Source organism: Priestia sp. GS2, assembly GCF_036409025.1.
GTDB lineage: Bacteria > Bacillota > Bacilli > Bacillales > Bacillaceae_H > Priestia > Priestia aryabhattai_A.
In genome coordinates this window covers 144,700-167,305 of the sequence record NZ_JAZGJX010000002.1, presented here as the reverse complement: position 1 = coordinate 167,305, position 22,606 = coordinate 144,700, and the positions used below count along the sequence as shown (strand labels likewise).

20 protein-coding genes and 1 riboswitch are annotated in these 22,606 nt (G+C 37.4%); of the genes, 14 read left to right on the top strand and 6 right to left on the bottom strand.

What is annotated here, in order from left to right; all coding sequences use genetic code 11:
• Positions 1–275: 275 nt before the first annotated feature.
• The gene (locus V2145_RS20135) at positions 276–1,607 is read left to right on the top strand and encodes an alanine/glycine:cation symporter family protein (protein WP_256993332.1); all 1,332 of its coding nucleotides are present in this window, start codon (positions 276–278) and stop codon (positions 1,605–1,607) included.
• Between the two features lie 131 nt (positions 1,608–1,738).
• On the top strand, positions 1,739–2,254 hold the full coding sequence (locus V2145_RS20130) for a type 1 glutamine amidotransferase domain-containing protein (protein ID WP_094911323.1): 516 nt from the start codon (positions 1,739–1,741) through the stop codon (positions 2,252–2,254).
• Positions 2,255–2,267: 13 nt separating this feature from the next.
• Here V2145_RS20130 and V2145_RS20125 read toward each other — a convergent pair whose 3' ends face one another.
• On the bottom strand, positions 2,268–3,479 hold the full coding sequence (locus V2145_RS20125; RefSeq protein WP_131887217.1) for an MFS transporter: 1,212 nt from the start codon (positions 3,477–3,479) through the stop codon (positions 2,268–2,270).
• 438 nt (positions 3,480–3,917) lie between these two features.
• Between V2145_RS20125 and V2145_RS20120 the strand changes: the two genes are divergently transcribed.
• Positions 3,918–4,625: a CAP domain-containing protein gene (locus V2145_RS20120; protein ID WP_094911325.1), complete on the top strand. Its 708-nt coding sequence runs from the start codon at positions 3,918–3,920 to the stop codon at positions 4,623–4,625.
• 269 nt (positions 4,626–4,894) lie between these two features.
• Here the strand turns inward: V2145_RS20120 and ade are convergent, their stop codons facing one another.
• On the bottom strand, positions 4,895–6,628 hold the full coding sequence (ade, locus tag V2145_RS20115) for an adenine deaminase (protein WP_330988181.1): 1,734 nt from the start codon (positions 6,626–6,628) through the stop codon (positions 4,895–4,897).
• A gap of 77 nt (positions 6,629–6,705) precedes the next feature.
• Positions 6,706–6,807, bottom strand: a riboswitch (purine riboswitch).
• Between the two features lie 184 nt (positions 6,808–6,991).
• The gene (locus V2145_RS20110) at positions 6,992–7,219 is read right to left on the bottom strand and encodes a DUF1128 domain-containing protein (protein ID WP_094911327.1); all 228 of its coding nucleotides are present in this window, start codon (positions 7,217–7,219) and stop codon (positions 6,992–6,994) included.
• Between the two features lie 148 nt (positions 7,220–7,367).
• Between V2145_RS20110 and V2145_RS20105 the strand changes: the two genes are divergently transcribed.
• From V2145_RS20105 to V2145_RS20095, 3 genes are read left to right on the top strand one after another with little or no spacing between them, the layout of a single operon-like run.
• A complete protein-coding gene (locus V2145_RS20105) occupies positions 7,368–7,841 on the top strand; it encodes a low molecular weight protein-tyrosine-phosphatase (RefSeq protein WP_330988180.1) in 474 nt (157 codons plus the stop codon).
• Between the two features lie 23 nt (positions 7,842–7,864).
• Positions 7,865–8,209, top strand: coding sequence for a hypothetical protein (locus V2145_RS20100; RefSeq protein WP_094911329.1), 345 nt, complete (start codon positions 7,865–7,867; stop codon positions 8,207–8,209).
• Positions 8,210–8,224: 15 nt separating this feature from the next.
• Entirely contained in the window at positions 8,225–9,061 is an 837-nt protein-coding gene (locus V2145_RS20095) for a YihY/virulence factor BrkB family protein (RefSeq protein WP_311859689.1), read from the top strand.
• A gap of 245 nt (positions 9,062–9,306) precedes the next feature.
• Here the strand turns inward: V2145_RS20095 and V2145_RS20090 are convergent, their stop codons facing one another.
• The gene (locus V2145_RS20090) at positions 9,307–11,223 is read right to left on the bottom strand and encodes a heavy metal translocating P-type ATPase (protein WP_222582524.1); all 1,917 of its coding nucleotides are present in this window, start codon (positions 11,221–11,223) and stop codon (positions 9,307–9,309) included.
• A gap of 207 nt (positions 11,224–11,430) precedes the next feature.
• Positions 11,431–11,580 carry a BH0509 family protein gene (locus V2145_RS20085; protein WP_035319822.1) on the bottom strand — a complete coding sequence of 50 codons (150 nt, stop codon included), beginning with the start codon at positions 11,578–11,580 and terminating at the stop codon, positions 11,431–11,433.
• 325 nt (positions 11,581–11,905) lie between these two features.
• On the opposite strand from V2145_RS20085, the gene V2145_RS20080 reads away from it, so the two are divergent.
• Positions 11,906–12,223, top strand: a complete 318-nt coding sequence (locus V2145_RS20080; RefSeq protein WP_210611247.1) for an ArsR/SmtB family transcription factor — start codon at positions 11,906–11,908, stop codon at positions 12,221–12,223.
• Positions 12,224–12,235: 12 nt separating this feature from the next.
• Positions 12,236–13,171, top strand: coding sequence for a cation diffusion facilitator family transporter (locus tag V2145_RS20075; protein WP_094911334.1), 936 nt, complete (start codon positions 12,236–12,238; stop codon positions 13,169–13,171).
• A 46-nt stretch (positions 13,172–13,217) separates the two neighbouring features.
• Here the strand turns inward: V2145_RS20075 and V2145_RS20070 are convergent, their stop codons facing one another.
• The gene (locus V2145_RS20070) at positions 13,218–14,447 is read right to left on the bottom strand and encodes an MFS transporter (RefSeq protein WP_286175257.1); all 1,230 of its coding nucleotides are present in this window, start codon (positions 14,445–14,447) and stop codon (positions 13,218–13,220) included.
• A gap of 104 nt (positions 14,448–14,551) precedes the next feature.
• On the opposite strand from V2145_RS20070, the gene V2145_RS20065 reads away from it, so the two are divergent.
• The 6 genes from V2145_RS20065 (at position 14,552) to V2145_RS20040 (ending at position 22,592) form a co-directional block, all read left to right on the top strand.
• Positions 14,552–14,935, top strand: a complete 384-nt coding sequence (locus tag V2145_RS20065) for an OsmC family protein (protein WP_094911336.1) — start codon at positions 14,552–14,554, stop codon at positions 14,933–14,935.
• A 198-nt stretch (positions 14,936–15,133) separates the two neighbouring features.
• Complete coding sequence (locus V2145_RS20060; RefSeq protein WP_094911337.1) at positions 15,134–15,646, top strand: hypothetical protein; 513 nt, start codon at positions 15,134–15,136, stop codon at positions 15,644–15,646.
• 216 nt (positions 15,647–15,862) lie between these two features.
• A complete protein-coding gene (locus V2145_RS20055; RefSeq protein ID WP_094911338.1) occupies positions 15,863–16,240 on the top strand; it encodes a hypothetical protein in 378 nt (125 codons plus the stop codon).
• Positions 16,240–16,719, top strand: coding sequence for a hypothetical protein (locus V2145_RS20050; RefSeq protein ID WP_094911339.1), 480 nt, complete (start codon positions 16,240–16,242; stop codon positions 16,717–16,719). Before V2145_RS20055 ends, V2145_RS20050 begins: the two co-directional genes overlap by 1 nt.
• Before the next feature lie 368 nt (positions 16,720–17,087).
• Entirely contained in the window at positions 17,088–21,254 is a 4,167-nt protein-coding gene (locus V2145_RS20045) for a S8 family serine peptidase (protein ID WP_330988179.1), read from the top strand.
• Between the two features lie 90 nt (positions 21,255–21,344).
• Entirely contained in the window at positions 21,345–22,592 is a 1,248-nt protein-coding gene (locus tag V2145_RS20040) for a helix-turn-helix domain-containing protein (RefSeq protein WP_330988178.1), read from the top strand.
• Positions 22,593–22,606: the final 14 nt, after the last annotated feature.

Here is a 22,606-nt window from a genome sequence, read left to right as displayed (position 1 = left end):
GAATGAAAGACTTATGTACCAGCCTCATTTTTATGAAAAATGTAAGTGTTTACAGTTAAAAACTTACTTTGTCTTTTTATTTTTTTTCGGTATAATGACATAATTGTGTTCAATAAATCAGGAGTTTTGTCTCAGTATTGTCAAAGGATATGGTTCGGTGTCTATCGCATCGACACTTCTACCTTCTACTTTGTCATGACAAAGTAGAAGGTAGAAGTGTGGATAAAACATACATGTTGATTTAACCATTATAGTATTTGAGGTGAGTAGAAAAAGTGAACATATCAGAATTTGTAAACAGCATAAATGGTTTTTTATGGGGGCCATTTATGATTACATTTTTATTGGGGATTGGTATTCTTTATACGTTTCGTTTAGGGTTTATCCAAGTAACAATGCTCAAGCAAGCATTTGTTCAAACGTTTGGCGGAATGTTTAAAAAGAACCCTGACAATAAAGATGGAATATCTCCCTTTCAAGCGCTGGCAACATCAGTTGCTGCTCAAGTTGGAACAGGGAATTTAGCAGGTGTGGCAACAGCCATTGCTCTTGGAGGGCCTGGGGCCATCTTTTGGATGTGGATTAGCTCATTTTTCGGCATGGCCACGATTTTTGCAGAGGCGGTTCTTGCACAAAAATATAAAGAAGAAAAAGATGGCCAGATTGTTGGAGGGCCGGCTTATTATATCCGAAAGGGCGTAGGGAGTAAATGGTTAGCAGGATTTTTTGCGGTGTCCATTATTATTGCGCTCGGGTTTATCGGAAATATGGTGCAGTCAAACTCCATTGCGGCATCATTTGATACGTTCAATATTCCACGCGTCGCTGTGGGAATTGTTGTTGCAGTGCTAATTGGCTTTATTATTTTTGGTGGAATTCAGCGGATCGCAAAAATTGCTGAGTTTGTTGTGCCGTTTATGGCGCTCTTCTATATAGGAGGAAGCTTAGTTATCGTATTTGCAAATTTCTCTGGAATCGTGGATGCATTTGTATTAATCGTAGAATCAGCGTTTAACCCCACTGCTGCCACTGGCGGTGTTATCGGGGCAACGATTAAAGAAGCGATTCGCTATGGGGTTTCAAGAGGTCTATTTTCGAACGAAGCAGGGATGGGTTCAACGCCTCACGCTCACGCTGCGGCAAACGTAAAACATCCTGCTCAACAGGGATTAGTGGCAATCATGGCCGTTGTAATCGATACAGTCATTATTTGTACCCTAACGGCTCTCGTTATTATTATGACTAAATCCTATGAAACGGGCTTAAATGGTATCCAGTTAACTCAGGAAAGCTTCACAAGAGGTCTCGGCGAGTTTGGCCATCCGTTTATTGCAATTTGTCTATTCTTCTTTGCTTTTACAACCATTTTAGGTTGGTATTACTTTGGAGAAAATAATATCAATTATCTGTTTGGAAAAAAAGGAATTAGCGTTTATCGTGCGCTTGTACTACTTTTTATCGTTTTAGGATCTACTTTAAACGTTACGCTTGTATGGGACTTGGCTGATACATTTAATGCATTAATGGTTCTTCCAAACGTAATTGCGCTCTTCATTTTGAGCCCTGTTGTAGTTAAAATTTATAAAGAATATAAGACAAAATGGTAAAGCTTTGCGATCAGCAAAGCTTTTTTTATACATATCGTTCTTCAATTCCATGTTTAAGGTGAAAGGACAGGGGTACATTATTTATAGAACAAAAGATATTACACATAGAAATAAAGGAGTTGCTTGTTGAGATGAGTAAAAAAATCGCAGTATTAGTAACAGATTTATTTGAAGATGTGGAATACACAGATCCTGCAAAAGCATTAAAAGAAGCAGGTCATGAGTTAACAACGATTGATGTTGAAGGTGGAAAAACGGTAAAAGGTAAGCAAGGGGAAGCAACGGTAAGCATTGATAAAGGCATTAAAGAGGTAAAGCCTGAGGAATTTGATGCTTTATTCTTACCAGGAGGCTTTTCACCTGATATTCTGCGTGCTAACGATGATGTTGTTGCATTTACAAAAGCATTTATGGATGAAAAGAAGCCAGTAATGGCGATTTGTCATGGCCCTCAACTTTTAATTAATGCGGATACGTTAAAAGGTCGCGATATTACAGGCTATAAGTCAATTGCAATTGACTTGAAAAACGCAGGCGCAAACTTCCATGATAAAGAAGTTGTTGTATGCCAAAACCAACTAGTTACAAGCCGTACGCCTGATGATCTACCTGCATTTATTCGTGAATCAGTAAATGTATTATCGTAAAAATAAAAAGCGCTCAGCTGAGCGCTTTTTTCTTGTTTAAGGTGACTTTTTGCCGCGTTTGTTGATACCAAATGTAAAATAGGATAGTAAGAACAATAGACACGATTCCAAAAGCAACCGTCATTAACTGAAAACCAATGCTGTCTAGCAAGAACCCTGTTGTTAAAAGCACCACTTGAAAGACGATACGCTCAAGCATATTACGGAACGAAAAAAAGCGACCATGAAAATCTTTTGGGACCGTTGTTTGAAAAATTGTTGCTGCTACTGGGAAGAAACAGCCGACGGCAAATCCAAAGATAGTAAAGGCGGTAATTGTGATAACAGAGCTTGTGGCCATGTAAAGCATGAGCTGCGACACGCCCACAAAAAATGAAAACACAAACAGAATGTGTACTTGGCTCATATATTTAGTGAGCGGTTTAACTGTAAATGCACCAAGCATAAAAGCGATGCCTTCTGCTGTGTAAATCCAACCTTTAATTGCAGCACTATCTTGTAGCTCGCTAATATTAATAACGATTAAGTTAAATCCACCAATAAATAACAAAGGAATTAACAGCATGATAAGCGTAATTGAAACAAGTGGCTCTTGCTTAATTATTGGGAATAAAGTGCTGAAATTCCGCTTTTCTTTAACACGATCTGCAACCTTAGACACGCTATCATCTTCAACTTTTAATAACATAGTTAATAGAAATAGAGCGAGATAAGCAGCGAATGAAAAAAGGTAAAGCATGTGTAAGGGTAAGACAACTAAAAGAGCACCGCCCAGTGCTGTACCTAAAATTCTAGACAGCGTAGAAACATTCATATATACGCCATTTAGCTGAAGTAATTCTTTCTCATCTACAACAAGAGGAAGCGTAGCCTGCAGAGCAGGAAAGTAGAACGCAGCAGAAATTTGAATTAAAATAAGGAAAACAATCATCCAACCAATCGAACCAGTTGCCAATGCAAGGAACATAAATAAGACGCTGATTGTTCGAAGCAATCCTGCTGCTAGCATTACTTTCTTTTTATGTATTTGGTCAGTAAGCTTTCCAGCAAGAGGGCCTAGAGCCACCCCAATGACAATTCCGATGGCTAAGATAATTGATTTCATAAAATCGGAAGGGATTTTAGCCTGCATAAACTCTAGGTTGCCGATAATCCCCATCCATAAACCTAATCCAGCGATTAGCTCACCCGACAGTAAAATCCATACGTTGCGATTTTTCCACATAATATCGTTCCCCGATCATTTTAGTAAGTATATCTACGAAGCACTTCTATTTACTAACTACTTCGTGTTTCTAAATGAATCCACACATTGAATCATATCACAAAACCTTTTTCTTGAATGGTAAAAAAGGATATAAAATGGTCTCGTTCCTATTATTCTCATTCTTTTCTTGTAACGTTTGTAACGCTATATTTACAGTTATATTACTAACGACTTTAATAGAGCAGGCAAAGAGAGGAGAAAAGTGAGGAATACCAACGGCTAACAATGTATTAAAAAAAATTACAAAAAACTCTAGTTAATTTTGGTAACGGAAAAGCGGTTGATTGACTCTATGAATCCATGTAACAATGAATATGCAACGCGAGATTAGCAGATTCATTCTGTAGCGTAGCTGTCTACAAATACAGATATATCATTCAAGGAGGAATTTACAACATGAATAAGAAGTTCCGTATTGCTACAATCGCAGGTGCCGTTTCAATCGGCTTATTAACAGCAGGACAAGCTAACGCAGCTGCACCTGACTGCAACACACCAAAGCAAATTACTATTAAAGATGCTCAAGCAGCACAAAATATAAATGTCGATGAGTTAGTAAAGAAATACAACGCTCAGCCACAAAAAGCTGAAGCAGCAGCACCAGCTAAAGAAGAAGCACAGCCAAAAGCTGAAGCTCAACCACAAAAAGAAGCTGCAAAGCCAGCTCAGCAAGCTGAAGCAAAGCCAGCAGAATCTAAAGATTCAAAAGCTGAAGCAAAAGACGTAAGTGAGTTTGAACAACAAGTAGTTACATTAGTAAACGAAGAGCGTGCGAAAGAAGGTTTAAAACCACTTGAGCTTGACACAGAACTAAGTGACGTAGCTCGTGAAAAATCAAAAGATATGATGGATAAAGGTTACTTTGATCACACTTCACCAACGTACGGTTCACCATTTGATATGATGAAGCAATTCGGTATTAAATATTCATCTGCAGGTGAAAACATTGCAAAAGGTCAAAAAACACCTGAAGAAGTAATGGAAGGCTGGATGAACAGTGATGGTCATCGTAAAAACATCATGAATCCTGACTTTACTCACATCGGTGTAGGTTTTGTTGAAGGAGATTCAACTTACTGGACACAAATGTTTATTTCAAAATAATTCATGACACAAGAAAGCAAGCAGAAGAAAATCTGCTTGCTTTTTTATGTTTTTTATTAAAGAAAGTCGGGTAAATTAATGTCATAAGACAAGGAAAGGGTGCGATGCACATGAGAAGAGTTTTAAAAAAAATCATAGTGGCTGTATTCCCTATTTTAATGAAAGAAGGCTACCAGTACTATAAAAACCGCAAGAACCGTTCAACAACGTCTACGCGTACGTATAAATAAAAAGCTCACTCTCGTTACGAGAGTGAGCTTTTTTATGAATTAATCTGCTTCTATTCCAATATGCTTAAAGCTTGTAAAGTCAAAAAGTCCTTTATCCGTCAATTTTAAGCATGGAATAACGGGTAAGCTTAAAAAAGATAAAGTAAGTAATGGATTGAAGGCATTGCTAATGTCTAATCCTTTTAACGCTTCATGCAGAACGTGAAGCTCTTTGTTTACTTGTTCGTAAGGGAGAGGAGACATTAGACCTCCAATTGAAAGTGGAAGAGAAGCAAGTACCTTTTCATCCTTCACCAGTACAATTCCACCTTGGATTTTTTCCATTTCTTTAATAGCCATCAGTAAATCCTGGTCATTTGTACCAACAGCAACAACATTGTGAGAGTCGTGGGCAATTGTTGTTGCGATGGCTCCATCTTTTAATTGAAACCCTTTAACAATCCCCAGTCCAATGTTTCCTGTTTGGTGATGACGCTCGGCCACGACTAACTTTAAATGATCTCTGTCTGTATCAATCCTAAATGTTCCGTTTTCAACTACTACTTCTTCCACTACGTGGTTGGTAATAAGCTGATTTGGAATGATTTCAATAATATTTGCTTTATTGTTTTTCATGTTAATTTGTAGCTGTTCAATGGAAATAGATTTTAAATTTACGGAGTGCATCAATTCTTTAGGGTCACTTGTTTCATTAGACGGTTTAATTACTAGCTGGCCGCTTTTGGCCACCACTTCTCCATTTGTAATAACCGTTGACGCATAAATATTTTCTAATTCATCAAATAGCATGATGTTTGCTTTATATCCAGGAGCAATAGCACCTTGTTGGGCTAATCCGTAGCACTCAGCCGCGTTTAATGAAGCCATTTGAATTGCCATAAAAGGGTCTAAACCTTCACTCACTGCAAGGCGAACGTTGTGGTCGACAGACCCTTCGGTTAGCAAATCATCTAGGTGCTTGTCGTCTGTACAGAATAAGAATCGTCGAACGTTGCGCTCGTTAACAGCCGGAAGTATTTGCTTCAAATCTTTAGCAACAGATCCTTCGCGAATAAGGACATGCATGCCCCGTTGTACGCGTTCTAGTGCTTCATCAGCCGTTACGCACTCATGGTCTGTGGAAATGTGAGCTGTTCGATAAATATTAATTCCTGTTGAATCTAGTCCTGCTCCGTGGCCATCGATTACGCCCTGATGATCTTTTGCTCCCTGAAGCTTAGCAAGCATATCATCGTTTGCGTCACGAACAGCAGGAAAGTCCATAACTTCAGCTAAACCAATCACGCGTTCATGGTTGAAAAATGGTCGTAAGTCCTCTGCTTTTAGGACAGCTCCAGAGCTTTCAAACGGAGTAGCTGGAACGCTTGATGGTAAGTTAACAAGTACTTCAAGCGGAAGGTTTTCAGAGTTTTGAAGCATAAATTCAATGCCTTTTTCGCCTGAAACGTTGGCAATTTCATGAGGATCGGTTACGACAGTAGTAACACCTCTTGGCACAAGAAGCTTTGCAAACTCTTTAGGTGTGACCATTGATGACTCAATATGAACGTGGCCATCAATGAAAGTGGGTGAGATATATTTACCAGTAGCATCAATTGTTTCTTTGCCATCATAGTGGCCAAGGCCGACAATCATTCCATCTGCAATGGCGATGTCTGCTTCAAGAATGCTTAACGTAAACACATCGATGATGCGTCCGTTTTTAATGACTAAATCAGCTGGGATTTGTTTATTTGCAACAGCAATTTGCTTTTTAAGTGAATGGTTTGACATAATGGTTTATCTCCTCTCATTGTGAAACAATGAAGGACTAAAAAGAGTAGAACACCGCTCAGAAGTAATATAGAGGTATAAAAATGTTCAACTCTCGTAGTCCAACTATTTACGGTAGTTTGGTAGAAACTCTTGGACCCTATTTCCAAGATTATACGAGTGTATGCTTATAGGTATTGCGATACATTGTATCTGTATTTTTAACTATCGTCAATTACTCTCGGAAAAGAAAGACTTTTTAAAAAATTCTACTCGTATAATGTTTTAAAGAAAGATAAACAAATGTAATGAAGTGAGAAGAAGCCGTGTAGGTAAGAAAACGCCGTCAATGTACAAGATAGACACTGACGGCGTTTGTGAAGCTTAAGCTTGCTTGCGTAATGCCCCTAATTCTTCTGCAATTGCTTGCATTTCACTTGGACTGAATGAATCTTTACGCATAACCATTTCATATAAATATTTTAAATCCTCGTACATTTCTTCATCAAACGCATCGCCTTTAATTGCACCGATGTTTAACATGCGAAGCTTTTCGCTAATTTGATCAATCATAAACGTAATGTTTTCTGGAGACTTTACTGATAAATCCACTATGTTCATCCTTCCGAGCTTTTTTTTCATTGTAACATGTTTTTATAAGAAGAACACTGTGTTGTCAAACTCTTTGACCAAAAACAGGGTTTTCTTAAATGAAAAGGCTTGTATATAATGTTTGTAATAAGAGAAAGGAGTCGAAACTATGGTTAAAGTACTATTTGTATGTCTTGGAAACATTTGTCGCTCTCCAATGGCAGAAGCAATCTTTCGAAAGCTCGTAAAAGACAAAGGACTTGAGAAGCAAATTGAGGTTGATTCAGCTGGAACAGGAAATTGGCATGAGGGCAAGCCACCCCATGAAGGAACGCTTAGCATCTTAACAGATAATAAAATTGACGTTACAGGTTTAAAAGCGCGCCAAGTTATTGAAGAAGATCTGAATCAGTTTGATTACATTATTGGCATGGACGCTGAAAATGTGGGGAACTTAAGACGTATGGCTGGACATCGTCGTGATGTATGCATTGAACGTCTGTTAGATTATGTCCCACATTTATCCGTTGAGAACGTTCCTGACCCTTATTATACGGGGAACTTTGACGAGGTATACGATCTGGTTACGGCAGGATGTAAGCAGTTAGTAGAAGAAATTATAACAGAGCATAAATTAAGTTAATTAAACAAGAGGAGAGTGAGAATATGAGTCAAGGAAAAAGCAAACTACTTGAAGGGATTATTATTGGAGCAATCGCTGGTGCTGCAATTTCAATGCTTGACAAAAATACGCGTAGAACGGTTATTGAAAACAGTAAAGCTGTTAAAAATAAGACGGTACATATGATTAAACATCCAGATGAGGTAAAGCAAAACCTTCAAGAAAAATATGCTGCCGTGCGTGAAACAATTGAGCAAGTATCCGATGACGTTTCGTTTTTAACGACACAGGTGGAGCAACTTAAGAAAACAACTCCCCAAGTGCTAGACGTAGTAAAAACAACAAAGGAGACTTTCTCACATAAGTATGGCCAAGACGAACAGGAATAATTGAGAGGTGAGCATATGGCCGACACAGCAAAGATTGTAGCTTTTATAAAAGAATTAGCAGCTCGCATTCATAACGATGAACTGCCAAGCCTGTCAGCGGAGCTAGCGTACTATCTGTTGTTATCCCTTTTTCCATTCTTAATCTTTCTCATTACGCTTATTGGCTTTTTACCCGTTCAGGCCCCTGATTTATTAGGGCTTGTTGAAAGTTTTGCGCCAGATCAAGCAATGAGCATGATTGAAAACAATCTAGATAATATTATAGGCTCTCATAACGGAAAGCTGTTATCGTTTGGAATCATCGCGACAATGTGGTCAGCGTCTAACGGAATTAATGCTATTGTCCGAGCGTTTAACCGTGCTTACCATGTACAAGAGAACCGTCCTTTTCTAGTGGCAAGGGGCATGGCTGTATTACTAACGTTTGCGATGATTTTCGTGATTATTGTGGCGCTGTTGTTGCCTGTGTTTGGTCATATGGTCGGCTTTTACCTATTCTCAACTTTTGGGCTATCTGAAACCTTTTTATCACTATGGGCCGCTTCTAGGTGGATTATTAGCGGCGTTATCTTATTTATTGTGTTTATGGGGCTATACTATTTTGCTCCTAATAAGCGCTTGACTTTAAAGAACGTTGTACAAGGAGCTGTTTTTGCAACGATTGGTTGGACAGTTGTGTCGTTTATTTTCTCTTATTACGTTAATAATTTTGGAAACTATACGGCGACATACGGAAGCTTAGGCGGCATTATTGTGTTGCTGATTTGGCTGTATTTATCAGGGATGATTATTGTCATTGGTGGAGAAATTAACGCTATCTTTTATGAGCGAAAAAAAGCAATCAAAGCATAAGGCGAAGACCCTATTTGCACATATTGGTATGAGACGAAGACTGGAAAGTGGGCATACTAATAGTGAAATGAAAGGGGGATTTACCATGACAAAACATACGAAAAAAGACGGAAGTAACACAAAACAAAACAAGAAAAGTCATCCAAAACATAAAACAAGCAACAGCCAAAATGGACAAAACGGTTACCATTAAGCAATTTGCTTTTATAAAAAAAGAGGCCTGATAAAAGGCCTCTTTTTGGGTGTTAAGACTTTAATAAACGCAGTCCATTTAAGATAACGAGAATTGTGCTCCCCTCATGTCCAATCACGCCAAAAGGCATATCGAGAACTTGAAGGAAGTTTGATGCGATTAATAAGAAAATAACGCTGATTGAAAAAATAACGTTTTGCTTAACAATGCTGTTCATTCGCTTAGATAATTTAACAGCATCGGCAATTCTAGATAGATTATTTTTCATTAATACAACGTCAGCCGTTTCTAATGCAACGTCTGTACCTTCTCCCATAGCAATTCCAACATTGGAAGTAGCAAGAGCCGGAGCGTCGTTAATTCCGTCTCCAACCATAGCTACAGTCGAATATTTTTCTTTTAATTCCTTTACTTTATCCACCTTTGTTTCAGGCAAGCATTCAGAAATATATTCATCTACCATGCATTCTTTTGCAATGGCTTCCGCTGTTTTTTCACTATCTCCCGTAATCATAACCGTGTGGATACCTAAAGATTTCAGGACTTTAATTGCTTCGACTGCTTCTGTTCGCACCACGTCTTTTAATGCTAGGATTCCAATAACGCCGTGTTCATCTCTTGCATAAACAACAGTTTTTCCCTCCGAAGCAAGAGCCGTTGCAGAACCGTCCTTAAAGGACATTGCATCGTTCTTGCCAATAAAATCTGCTTTTCCAATCTTCCACTGCTTACCTTGAATGGTACCAATAACACCAAATCCCGGAACATCTTCAAGAGATTCAGGTTGAAGTAACTGAAGGTTTTTTTTATCTTTTGCAAATTGTACAATTGATTGAGCAAGCGGATGGTTTGAATGACGTTCAATTGAAGCAATTTTAATTAAAAACTCATCTTCAGAAACGCCGTCACGAACAAGTACATCCGTTACCTCAGGCTTTCCTTTCGTAAGCGTCCCGGTTTTGTCAAATGCAACAGCGTTTAAATGGTTTAATCGCTCTAAATGTACGCCCCCTTTAAATAAGATTCCTTTACGGGCTCCGTTTGAAATAGCTGACAGAGAAGCTGGCGTAATAGACGCTACAAGTGCACAAGGAGAGGCGACAACCAGTAAAATCATCGCTCTGTAAAATGTTTCAGTCCAACTCCACCCAAGAACATAGTGAGGAAGGAATAGCATGATGGCAACAACGGATAGAACCACTTTTACATAGGTTCCTTCAAATCGTTCAATGAATAGCTGAGAAGGTGATTTCTCGCTTTGGGCACTTTGAACAAGCTGAATAATCTTTTGGAATAGCGTTTCCGTACTTGGCTTTGTCATTTGAATGACGATAGCGCCTTTTAAATTTACCGTACCTGCAAATACTTCTTCATCAGCCGTTTTTAAAATGGGAACTGATTCACCGGTAATCGCAGCCTGATCAATTGTTGTTTCACCTGATAAGACAATGCCATCTACAGGTACGCGTTCACCAGGCTTCACAAGTAAAGTATCGTTTACTCGTAGTTCAGAAATAGCTACGACTTCTTCATGATCCCCGTTTAAACGAGTTGCTTCTTGAGGCTGTAAATCCATTAAAGCACTGATTTCGCGACTGCTTTTATTCATGGTGTATGTTTCAAGCGCTCCGCTTAATGCAAAAATAAAGATAAGCATGGCACCCTCTGTCCAGTAACCAATTACAGCGGCACCAACAGCTGCAATAATCATCAGCATTTCTACGTTTAGTTCTTTATTTTCAATTGTTTCTTCAATGCCTTCTTTAGCTTTGGCAAATCCGCCAATAACATAAGCAAGCACGAATAACGTAATAGATAAGGTCGAAGCATCTTGTTTTGATAAAAGCCAAGCAGCTAAAATAAGCACGCCGCTTACAAGAGCAGCAATCAATTCGCCGTGTGCCTGCATGCCAGCAAGGAACGAAGAAGCTGATTGATTCTCTTGTTTTTTTGCTAATGTTTGTTCCATAAAAAGCCTCCTATAATGTAGTAGTTGAGAAGAATAATCACAATCATTACCTCTAAAAAAGCACAAAAGCTGCCATCTCAGCGATAGCAGCACGTCTTACAATTGTTATAAGGTTTTTTGAATATATTAGTAACAAAAGTATAACATGGAATAGCTACAGAAGGAATAGTGAAAATTGCGTTTATAATCTAAGAAGAGTATATGCTCTTACATATCTAAATGTTCTTCATACAGTCGATATGCAGAAGAATAAACATGTTCGATGTCAGCGTCCGTCATATACATTAATGTCTCACGATCAAACCCCTTAATTGTTTCAATAAACATAATCATATTCTTGCGTTCTTGTCTGCTCATTGTTATTTCTCCTCTCAATCTGTTTTAATACAGTTTATTATTATTAATTGTATTATATAACAGTTTTCTGAATTTTGTGTAGCTTTTTTTTAAAATTAGGCTTATTTTTTTAAAATGATTGATTCAGTCTAGAAATCACAGACGTTATATCTAGTTTTAACTCGTTAAATAAAGAATGATGAAGCAGCACGGCATGCTACCCCGTAGTAATGAAAACAGTATTTCTGGAAATAGTAACAGTTGACAAATATTTTTCTGAAATTTACAATAAAGTATATGAGCATATGTTCATATACTATTGTGTATTGTGGAAGGGGAAGCTTTAATGAAAAGAGAAGACCATCACTTTTTATCGGCCAGAACGGTCGATGAAGCGTCTCGCATGCTAAAAGCAATTTCTGATCCTACAAGAATGAAAATTTTATATTTACTGTTTCAAGAAGAGTGTTCCGTTGGCCATATGACAGAAGTATTAAACATTTCACAATCCGCTGTATCCCACCAGCTAAGCTATTTGCGAAATTTACGATTAGTGAAATACAGAAGAGAAGGGAATACATACTTTTACACATATGCCGACGAACATGTTGTAGGTATTTTAAATCAAGTGATTCAGCACATTGAATGCGTGCACGAAGAATAGGGAGGAGATTGAATGAGTCACCACCATCATCACCATCACGGCCATGACCACCATGGGCATCATCATTTTGACAGGCAGCGTGAGGGCAACCAAAAAGGACTTCTTATTGCTTTATGTATTACAGCAGGTATTATGATTTTAGAATTCATTGGAGGACTTGTGACAAACAGCTTGGCACTCCTATCCGACAGTGGGCATATGCTTTCGGATACAAGTTCACTAGCACTAAGTCTTGTAGCTATTTGGTTTGCAAACCGTGCAGCTTCATCGGAAAAAACGTACGGATACTATCGATTCGAAGTGTTGGCTGCCTTATTTAACGGAGTAACGCTCTTTGTTATCGCAGGTTTTATTATCTATGAAGCCTATGAACGCGTGCTGCATCCTCAAACGGTTGCGAGCGGTATGATGATGGTTATTGCAGCTATTGGTTTAGGTGCTAACCTGCTTAGTGCTTGGTCGCTTTTACGACAAGGCGACGTAAAGGATAACGTTAATTTGCGAAGTGCATATCTGCACGTGTTAGGAGATGCTTTAGGTTCTGTTGGCGCTTTAGTTGCCGGGTTACTCATGCTTTTATTTAATTGGTATATTGCCGACCCTATTATTTCTGTGGTGGTAGCACTCTTGATTTTAAAAAGTGCTTGGGGAGTGTTAACTCATAGCGTTCATATTTTGATGGAGGGTTCACCTGCACACGTAGATACAAACGAAATTAAGGGATTACTTAAAGAAATTGATGGTGTAAAAGATGTTCACGATATTCATGTATGGACGATTACATCTGGACTTCATTCTTTTAGCTGTCATTTACAAGTAAGTGACGACCAGGATTGTCAGGCTATTTTACAAAAGGCACTGAACTTAGTGAAGGAGCAGTGTGGTATTGAGCATTCGACGATTCAAGTTGAGAAGCCAGGACTTGAGCATGGTGAGCTGAAGGTATAGAGAAGAATAGAAAAGGAGGTTGCAATAAAGCAACCTCCTTTTCCATTCACTTTGATAAGGTAGTCTTTTTGTAGCTTTGCACGGATGTGCCAAATAAAAAGACGCACAGAAAAATTAAAAATAGTACAGAACTAATAACGACAAAAAAGCTTAGTCCTTCAAATAATCCGATAAAAGTTCCACCTAGGTACGGTCCCGCTAAGCTTCCAACGCTAAAGGAAATTCCACACAGCAAGTTGCCTGTTGGTAGCAGCGAGTTTGGCATGAGATCTGTCATATAACTGATTCCTAGACTAAACGTAGAGCCAAGGAGCATCCCTCCGATAAATAAGCAAGCTAATAGTGGAATTGTTGTAGATTCTAGTAGCGTTGCCAATAAAAATGCTCCAGAGCCTAAAAATAAAATCCAGTGAAGAACAAACTTTCGTCCATATTTATCACTCAGCATGCCAAGAGGGAGCTGAAATATAATACCGCCGACTGCGAAAGAGGTTAGCAAAAGTGAAATAAATTCTACGTTTAAACCAATTCGCAATCCGTAAATCGGAAAGCTTCCATTTAGTGACGACTCTAAGAACCCGTAACCAAGCGGTGGTAAAAACGCAATCCAACCGTATTTTATGGCTTGTGAAAAGCGCTTCATTGTTGCAGCAAAAGACATTGTACTTATTTCTTCATCACCCGTTGGAATTTCATTTTTTAATAAAAATAAAAATGCCCATGTGATGAAGCAAATGAAAGCTGAAAAAATAAACGGCAACGATTCACTTACGTTAACCAAATTGGCCATCAAAGGACCGACCGCAAAACCAATGCCAAAGGAAAGGCCGTACAGTGAGATGTTTCGTCCGCGCTTTTCAACAGGTGAAAATGCTGTAATCCACGTTTGCGTAGCAAAGTGAAGAGCATGATCCCCAATTCCAATTGCGAGACGAAGCAAAAACCAAAACGTAACCGATTTCCAAAGCGGAAACAAAAAGAGGGATAAGATTACTAAAGCTCCTCCCCACATGATAATCGGTTTATAGCCATACTTTCGTAAGAGTGGCTCCATAAATGGAGATGCCAGTAAAATACCAATATATAAGCCAGCAGCGTTTAATCCATTTAAAGTCGATGATACCCCATCTTTTTCAAAGATAATAGCAATAAGTGGTAACAACATACCTTGACTAAAGCCAGAAATCGCTACTAGGCTAACCAAGACCCAAAATCGTGTTCGTAACGTTCTGTTCATATAAGTGACCTCGTTTTTAGATGTTTTTTCTCCACGTATAATCGTATAGAATCTATCTGAAAATGACAATAAGGGAACTTAAATATTTGAGTATCGTTCCAATTCGTGATATAACGAATTAAAACCCTAGGAGGTATTTTGGGATGGAATTTAAAATGCAAGAAGTTGGTTTCTCAACAGATTTACCATTTGGGAATTTGCAGGTGGCAGGAGATGATGAATACGGCTTTCGTCCGTTTCAGCTAATGGTTTCATCCATTGCGGTTTGTAGCGGTGGCGTTCTTCGTAAAATATTAGAAAAGAAGCGCATTGAAGTGAAAGATATTCACATTTCAGCAGACGTGACGCGAAATGAAAAAGAAGCAAATCGCATTGAAAGCATCCATTTACACTATAAAATTAGCGGTGAAAATCTTCCGCACGATAAAATTGAAAAATCAATCGAACTTGCTAGAAAGAATTGTTCAATGCTTCAATCTGTTGTTAACAGCATCAATGTAACGGAAACATTTGAGTTGATCGCATAAATTTATCCCTCTCAGAATAAATCTGAGAGGGTTTTTTCTTGTTATCTATGATTATGCTTAATCTATTCCTTATGAAAGAAGGTTCAATTTTAACTAAAATCATCTATAATAAAAAAGTGTTTAGAATATATTCCCATATGTAAAGCAGAGCGTTTTAAAAATTAGGACGTCACCCTAAAAAAGAGGAGCTGATACAATTTGGTTCAATTAAAAGATTTTATGATTGATTTTGACTATACAAAAGGAATACCTTTTTTCCAAGTTCATCAGAACAATAGAATCCGATTTGATCTTTATGAACTATCGCTGGCTGATTTTAAAAGTATTATTAACGAAGTCTTTCCTGAGAGGAAAGACATTAATGCTATTTTTATTTCAGCGTACATCTTTAATGGAAAGCGTCGGTCAGCTAAATCCAGAGTTGGTCTTACCTTTCAGTTGAACAATTGGAAAGAATACATAGTAGGGGAAGATAAAAATAATGCAGTTGTCTATGCTTCTATCAAAAATTTAAGTTCTAACGATATTTATAATTATTGTTTGAGTATCAGAAAGGGAGGAAGGCCAGCATATATTTCATTTTATTCGAATGACTATTTGTTATATGTAAGTACGGATGTTATTGATATTGTCTCAAACGATACAATGAACATCGCTAAGTTAAAAGATGACTATAACGGCTTGTACGATACGTATTATGCACATCAATAAGATACGCATCACCTTACATGAAATAGGTGTATAGAACTAATTGAAGATTGAAAGAAAAGGAAAAGACAAGTAAGATAGATTTGATTACTAAAGGTTTCTTAGAATGATGATAGGACTATCGGCTAGTTTTAGGGCTTTGATTCGAAATGCTGAGTTTATCAATGTATAATTCAGTATGAATGAGATAATCGATATACAAATAAGGGAGGATTTACCATGGTATTACTTATAGTTAGTTTACTAGGAATAGCTATTGTATTGCTTATTCTATCTTTCAGAAAAACAAAACAAGCACAAACTCATACAGATCAGCAGCTAGAACAGTTGACGCTGACCATTGGACAAGAAATGAATGAATTGAATGACCGTATTCGTACTCTTGAAATTGATGCGGCGATTACAGCAGAAAAATCAGGTGTATTAGGTCTAGAATCACCTGAGCGTAAAGATCTTCGCAATATGATTGACATGCACAAGCGCGGTTATTCATCTGAAAGCATTGCAGGACGAATGAAAGGCTATACGCAACAAGAAGTGGAACAAATGCTAGCTCCTTACACGAAGAAGAAAGATGAAGGGAGCATGATGGCATAATGACACCGAATACGCTACGCAGCTTTGCTATGGGTTTACTCGTTGCAGCAACGGCAACTGGCATTGTGTACTTGCTTGAGCCATCTTCAACTTCAACTTCTAAAGAGTTATCAGAAGAAGAGATGCAAATTCAGTTAGAAGACAAAGGATTTGTGGTTCAAACACAAGATGAACTGGACAAGCAGTTAGCTGATGCGCAAGCAGAAGCAGCACAGGAAGCTCAAAAAGAATCGAAAGAAGAAAAAGAAGAGCAGTCAAAAGAAGAACCAGTTTATCGCACAATTATCAACGTGTCATCTGGTATGACGGCAGTTGATGTTGGTGAGGTTCTTGAAAAAGCTAAAATCGTAAAAAGCGGCTTTGAGTTCTACAAAAAGGTAGAAGGACAAGGCGTGGAAAACAAACTTCGTCCAGGAACGTTTGAAGTTGATAGCAGCATGACCGAAGATGAAATGATTGCTGTGATTTTTAAAGGGTAACAAGAAAACTCTCTTAAGTAAAACTTAAGAGAGTTTTCTTGTTATGGTTGATTGAAGGGCTTGGCTGTTTCACTCACAATAGTAGGCTATTGTAGTGATCTGGAAGTAACTTCTATATAAATTGTACCTTCTTTGTACTAAAAGAAGCAATTGGGGTTTTTTACTAGATATCAAAACATATTATGTAACATACAACTCTCTTTGTGAGAGTTCTTAGCATATATTTTCATAACTTTAAGGTTATTATTTGCCATCAATAGGTTCTTTCTTCCCGTTTTATTACCCCAATTTACTTCTTCTCCTTAATCCCGTTACGATAAATATAGATTCGATTTATAAACTATATTTTTCATATAAGGGGGATTCAAATGAAAGCAAAAAAACATTTGCTAAAATGTGCTTTAGTAGCTGGTGTGATAATTTCTACCTCTACACCTTACGCTGCTTTAGCAAAAGAGCCAAGTATCACGATGAGTGAAGCGGAACAAGTACTAAATAATTTATCAAAAGAACAAAGAGAAGCTTTACAACAACTTGAAATTGGACCTGGCTTTATTATTTCATCCGATATTAATACTACAACCCCAGAAAACGTTGAGATTATCGTTGAGTTTAAGCAAGATCCAGCAAAAGTAGAAGTGAAAAAACAAATGCTTAATCAAAAGAAAATCTCTTTAGGTACTGCAAAACAAAGAGTTGAACAGTCACATAAAGAATTCAAAACGTATATAGATCAATTAAAAACTAAGAAAAAAAAGGCGGTATACGATCCAAGTAAGATTAACGTGAAGCATGAGTATAAAAATGCCTTTAATGGTGTAGCAATGAGCCTTCCTGGAACGGCAGTTGAAGAATTATTGAATTCTGGAGAAGTAAAAAGAATTTGGAGCAATGTTCAAATTCAACTTGAACTTCCTAAGTCAAAAGGGGAGAAAGCTACTCCTAAAATGATTGACAGCATTCCACAAATTGGAGTAGATAAGCTTCATGATGAAGGAATTACAGGTCAAGGTATTAAAGTGGGAGTGCTGGATACAGGCATTGACTACACACATCCAGATTTATCAGATTCATATAAAGGATATCGATCAGCAGAAGGAAGCGATGGAAAAGGTGTAAATCCGTCTTCTGTAAAGGGATGGGATTTTATTAACAATGATGCCGATCCGATGGAAACAACGCATAAAGATTGGAAAGCAACGAGCTCTCCTGAATTTAATGCTTCAGGAAATGCATATTATACGTCTCATGGTACTCACGTATCCGGTACAATTGCGGCTCAAAAAGATAATAAGGTAGATTACGCAGTAAAAGGCGTAGCGCCAGATGTTGAATTATATGCTTATAAAGTACTTGGTCCCTATGGTTCTGGTGCAACTGAAGGAGTTTTAGCAGGTATCGATAAAGCTGTGGCAGATGGAATGGATGTCATCAATTTATCGCTAGGGGCAAATGTAAACGATCCGCTGTATCCTACATCTGTTGCAATTAACAATGCGATGCTATCAGGTGTTGTATCCGTAGTAGCAGCTGGAAATACGGGACCATCTGAAAAGACGGTTAATTCGCCGGGGACAAGTGCATTTGGAATTACCGTAGGAGCTAGTGATGCAGCTATTTCCATCCCAACTTTTTCAGTAACGGCAGGTAATAAAACAATTGAATCAATGAAGCTGTTAGGAAAACATTTTAATGACAGTTTAAGAGAATTTGAAGGACGTACCTATCCTATTGCGTCAGTTGGATTAGGAAAACCAGAAGACTTTAATGGTAAAGATTTAAATGGAAAGATAGCGCTTATTCAGCGCGGCGAGCTTACATTTGAAGCAAAAATACAAAATGCTAAGAAAGCAGGAGCAACAGCCGTCATTATTTATAATAATGAAGAGGGTGACATTCCTTCTTATATGGGTGAAAGTACGAAATATATTCCAACATTTCAGCTTACAAAAACAGATGGAGAACAATTAAAGAATGAAGAATCTATTACATTTAATACTCTATCTAGTGTGAAAACAGGAGGAGACTCTTTAGCAAGTTTTAGCTCTAGAGGCCCTGTTAATAGTAACGATGATATTAAGCCAGACATCGTTGCGCCAGGAGTATCCATTTTTTCTACGTATCCAGAATTTATGAATCACCCACAAGACGGTGAGGATTTTACAACTGCTTATGCTCGCTTAAACGGTACTTCAATGGCTACGCCACACGTAGCGGGTGTAGTAGCACTTATTTTACAAAAAAATCCAAATGTTGATCCGTTTGAAATGAAAGCTATGCTTATGAATACGGCAGAAGACCTAAAGAGCAATTATTCTGTTCACGAAGTAGGGGCTGGACGTATTGACGCATATCAAGCGGTTCATTCTGATATATCTTTTAAAGTATTAAATCGCACTGATGACATCCAAAACGGTGAGTATGTAGAAATCGATAATTTAACAGGTTCGATTAACTATGAAAGTCATTACTTAACAGGAAGTCCTATTAATGAAAACCGCCTCATCAAAATAATAAATAAAGGAAGAGAAGCGAAGTCGTTTCAAGTTAATGTGGAGTACCATAAAGCTGGGACAGGGATACAAGATGGCATAACCAATAAGATAAAAGTTAACGTACCTCAACAATTGCATCTTGACCCAGAAAGTACTCAAGAGATTTCTGCTGAAATTACGGTTCCAAGTGATGCAAAGCCTGGACGCTACGAAGGATATATTCATATTGTAAATGAAAAAGATGAGAAAGATCATTACCAAATTCCATTTGCTATACGAGTTGTTGAAAAAGGTATTGCCGTAGCGGAACCTCTTGTACCGTCCGTTACAAATAATACACCTTTTCATCAATATTACACGCCAGGAACTCACATTGTATTTAAGTTGAATAGTCCAATGGAGCATTTCGATATTGTAATGAGAGATAAAAAAACCGGCCAAGCAGTTGGAGTAATTGGTAGCTACGATGGAAAAGGTGCGATTCCTGATAAAGAATACTTAATTTATTTTGGGCATAGAGGCCTTGTCTATCCATTCACTGGTGACAAAAAGCAACCAATTGGCGATTATATTCAAAAAGTTCCAGAAGGTGAATATGTCATTGAATTTATTGGTAGAGATAAAGATGGAAAAACATATAGCAAAGAAAGTGTGGGAGTAATAGATAATACACCACCAAAGATAGATTTAGCTCTTGAACCAGGGCCGATTGAGGTTACGAAAGATATGTTATCTGAAGAAGATGGGTACTATGGGCTTTGGGTACATGGAACAGTCAAAGATAATACCGTCGACTTACTGAAACAAAGAGGCTTTAAGTATACTCAAAAAACAAATTCAGTTGCTTACTACGAAAGTGGCCCACCATTTATTAGAGGATTTTTGCAAATTGAAGATAATGGTGAGACAAAGTTTGGAGTTCTACCAGAAGAATATGAGAAAAAACCTTATGAACTACGCTTGTTCCCATGGGATATGGCAACAGCCGCTGATTATCATTACTCACCTCGTTATATCTTTATGAATGAAGGGACGGAGTATGCAGGAGGTTACTTTAATAAAGAAAAAGTGCAATTAAACGATGAGGCAACATTGACTGTAAGCCTTAATAATGTAAAAGAGTTTATGGCTGGCTCACTGAAAATAGATAATAACTATGTATTACAGTTCAAAGAAGTAAAAGTTAACAAGGAGTTTCAAGAATTAGCCAACAAATATGGAGCTGAGGTTAAGCTTGATGAGCCAAAGGTGTCTGAATCTTCTGTTCAGGTGGGGGCTTCTTTGGTGAAAGATGGATTTAATGGTATTAGCGGAGATACGCCTTTCCTGGATGTAACGTTTAAATTAATAAACGACACAGAGGTTTCTAAAAATACTGGTGCACAACTTACAAACCTGTCTTATAAAAAAGCAGGGAAGACAGAAGATATCAGTATTCCAGCTTATAGTTTCAAAAACATGGAGGTTATTTCAACACATAGTAGGTTTACTGGTAACTTCGCGCCGGAAGCATTTTTAACTCCAGAAGGATACAGTAATAATAAATATGATTTTACAAAGATTAATGCTAACATTTATGCCAAGAATAGTAAGGATGAAGTATTTGAAGCTAAATTAGATAAACGCGGGGGTTATGAATTCATTGTCCCAGCAGATAAAGACGCATATAAAATTTATGCAAAAGTTCCTGGACACCTCACACAATCTATGCACGTGATGGGAAGCATTGAAGAAGAAGGAGAATATCGCGGTATTTATTGGAGACAAAACCCAGGTAAAAACCTAGTAGGTGATGTAACTGGAGACGAAGTTATTGACATTCGTGATGTAAAAGAAGCAGTTGAAGACTACGGTAAACAAGGAGGAAAAGCAGATCTGAATCAAGATAACACAGTCAATGAAACCGATATTCGGTTAATTGAACAAAATTTCCTCACAAAAGGTCAATTGGCTGGAAAAGGCAATAATCCAAAAGAAACAATTGGTAAAAAGGATCTTGCATATTATCTAAAAGAAGTAGGTTTAACACCTAAAAATTAACGATAAATTTGAAAGAAAGCGTTGGAGATTTCCTTCGCTTTTTTTTTATGCTTGCTATAATATAGGAAAACACTTTAAGTGAGGTTGATTATGGTTGAAGAAAAAATTATAAAATTTTATCGAGAAAAAAGCGGTTTAACGCAAGCTCAACTATGTGAAGGTATTTGTTCAGTTACTCACTTAAGCAAGATTGAAAGAGGACTTACAGAGTATTCAAAAGAGATTACAGGTATGCTAGCTCAAAGGCTGAAAATTAACCTTCAAGCAGAAACTAATCGCTATCACCGCTTGTCTAAAAAATTGCAACAATGGGAACAAGCTATTGTCATGCAGCATGGCGCAGAGTCCAAAACCTATAGGGAGGAGCTAGAAAAAGAACCGCTTATTAAAATGCCTGAATTTCAACAAATCTATCAATTGCTTTCTGTTAGATACTTTTTGTTTAATCAAGACCTAAATACAGCTAACCAACTTATAAAAGAAATTCAAAGGCAGGAAGGAATTTTGTCGGGCTATACGCGTAATATGCTAAAACATATTATAGGTATTTATTATTTTCAAATGGGTGAATTTCGTCATTGCATTGAGCATCTTACCAAAATTGATATAGAGCACTATAATAACGAGGAATATTTTTACCATCTAGCACTTGCTTACCATTCAGTCCATTCTAATATCACTGCTTATTATTATGGAAAAAAAGCATTAAGTTTTTTTCAGCGAACGTTAAATATTCTACGTATTATTGATACAGAATTAATGCTCATTGTTCAACTTAATGCAAAAGAACTCCATCATTTTGAAGAAACAAAAGAGAAATATGAACAACTACTAAAATTATGTGATTCAGTGCGCTCGCCAGCATATAAAGCAAAGGTTTACCATAATTTTGGCTTTGAATGTTATAGAAGAAAGCTGTATTCCGAATCGGTAGGGTATTTTAATGATGCATTGGCACTGATGGATCAATCTTCTCCACAGTATTTAACAACGCTTTACCAATATATTAATGCTTCGTATAGAGGGAAATTAACTCCGGTGACTACATTGTTAACTTTAGCAGAAAAAGGGTTCAAAGGAGCGAAAAAAATAAATTCACCTCAATGGATGGATTTTCAAATGGTTATATATGAAATCAAGGACGATAATGAGAACTACTATACACTAATTGAAGAAACTATATTACCCTATTATCAAAAAATAGGTTATTTTATTCTTGTTGAGCACTATGAAAGAAAGCTTTTTTACTACTACTCTGAAAAGGGAGATTTAAAGAAGGCAATGAAAATAGCTCATTCTTATATCGGTTCAAAAACAAGCTTTTATGATCACCATTAAAACTATACATAAAA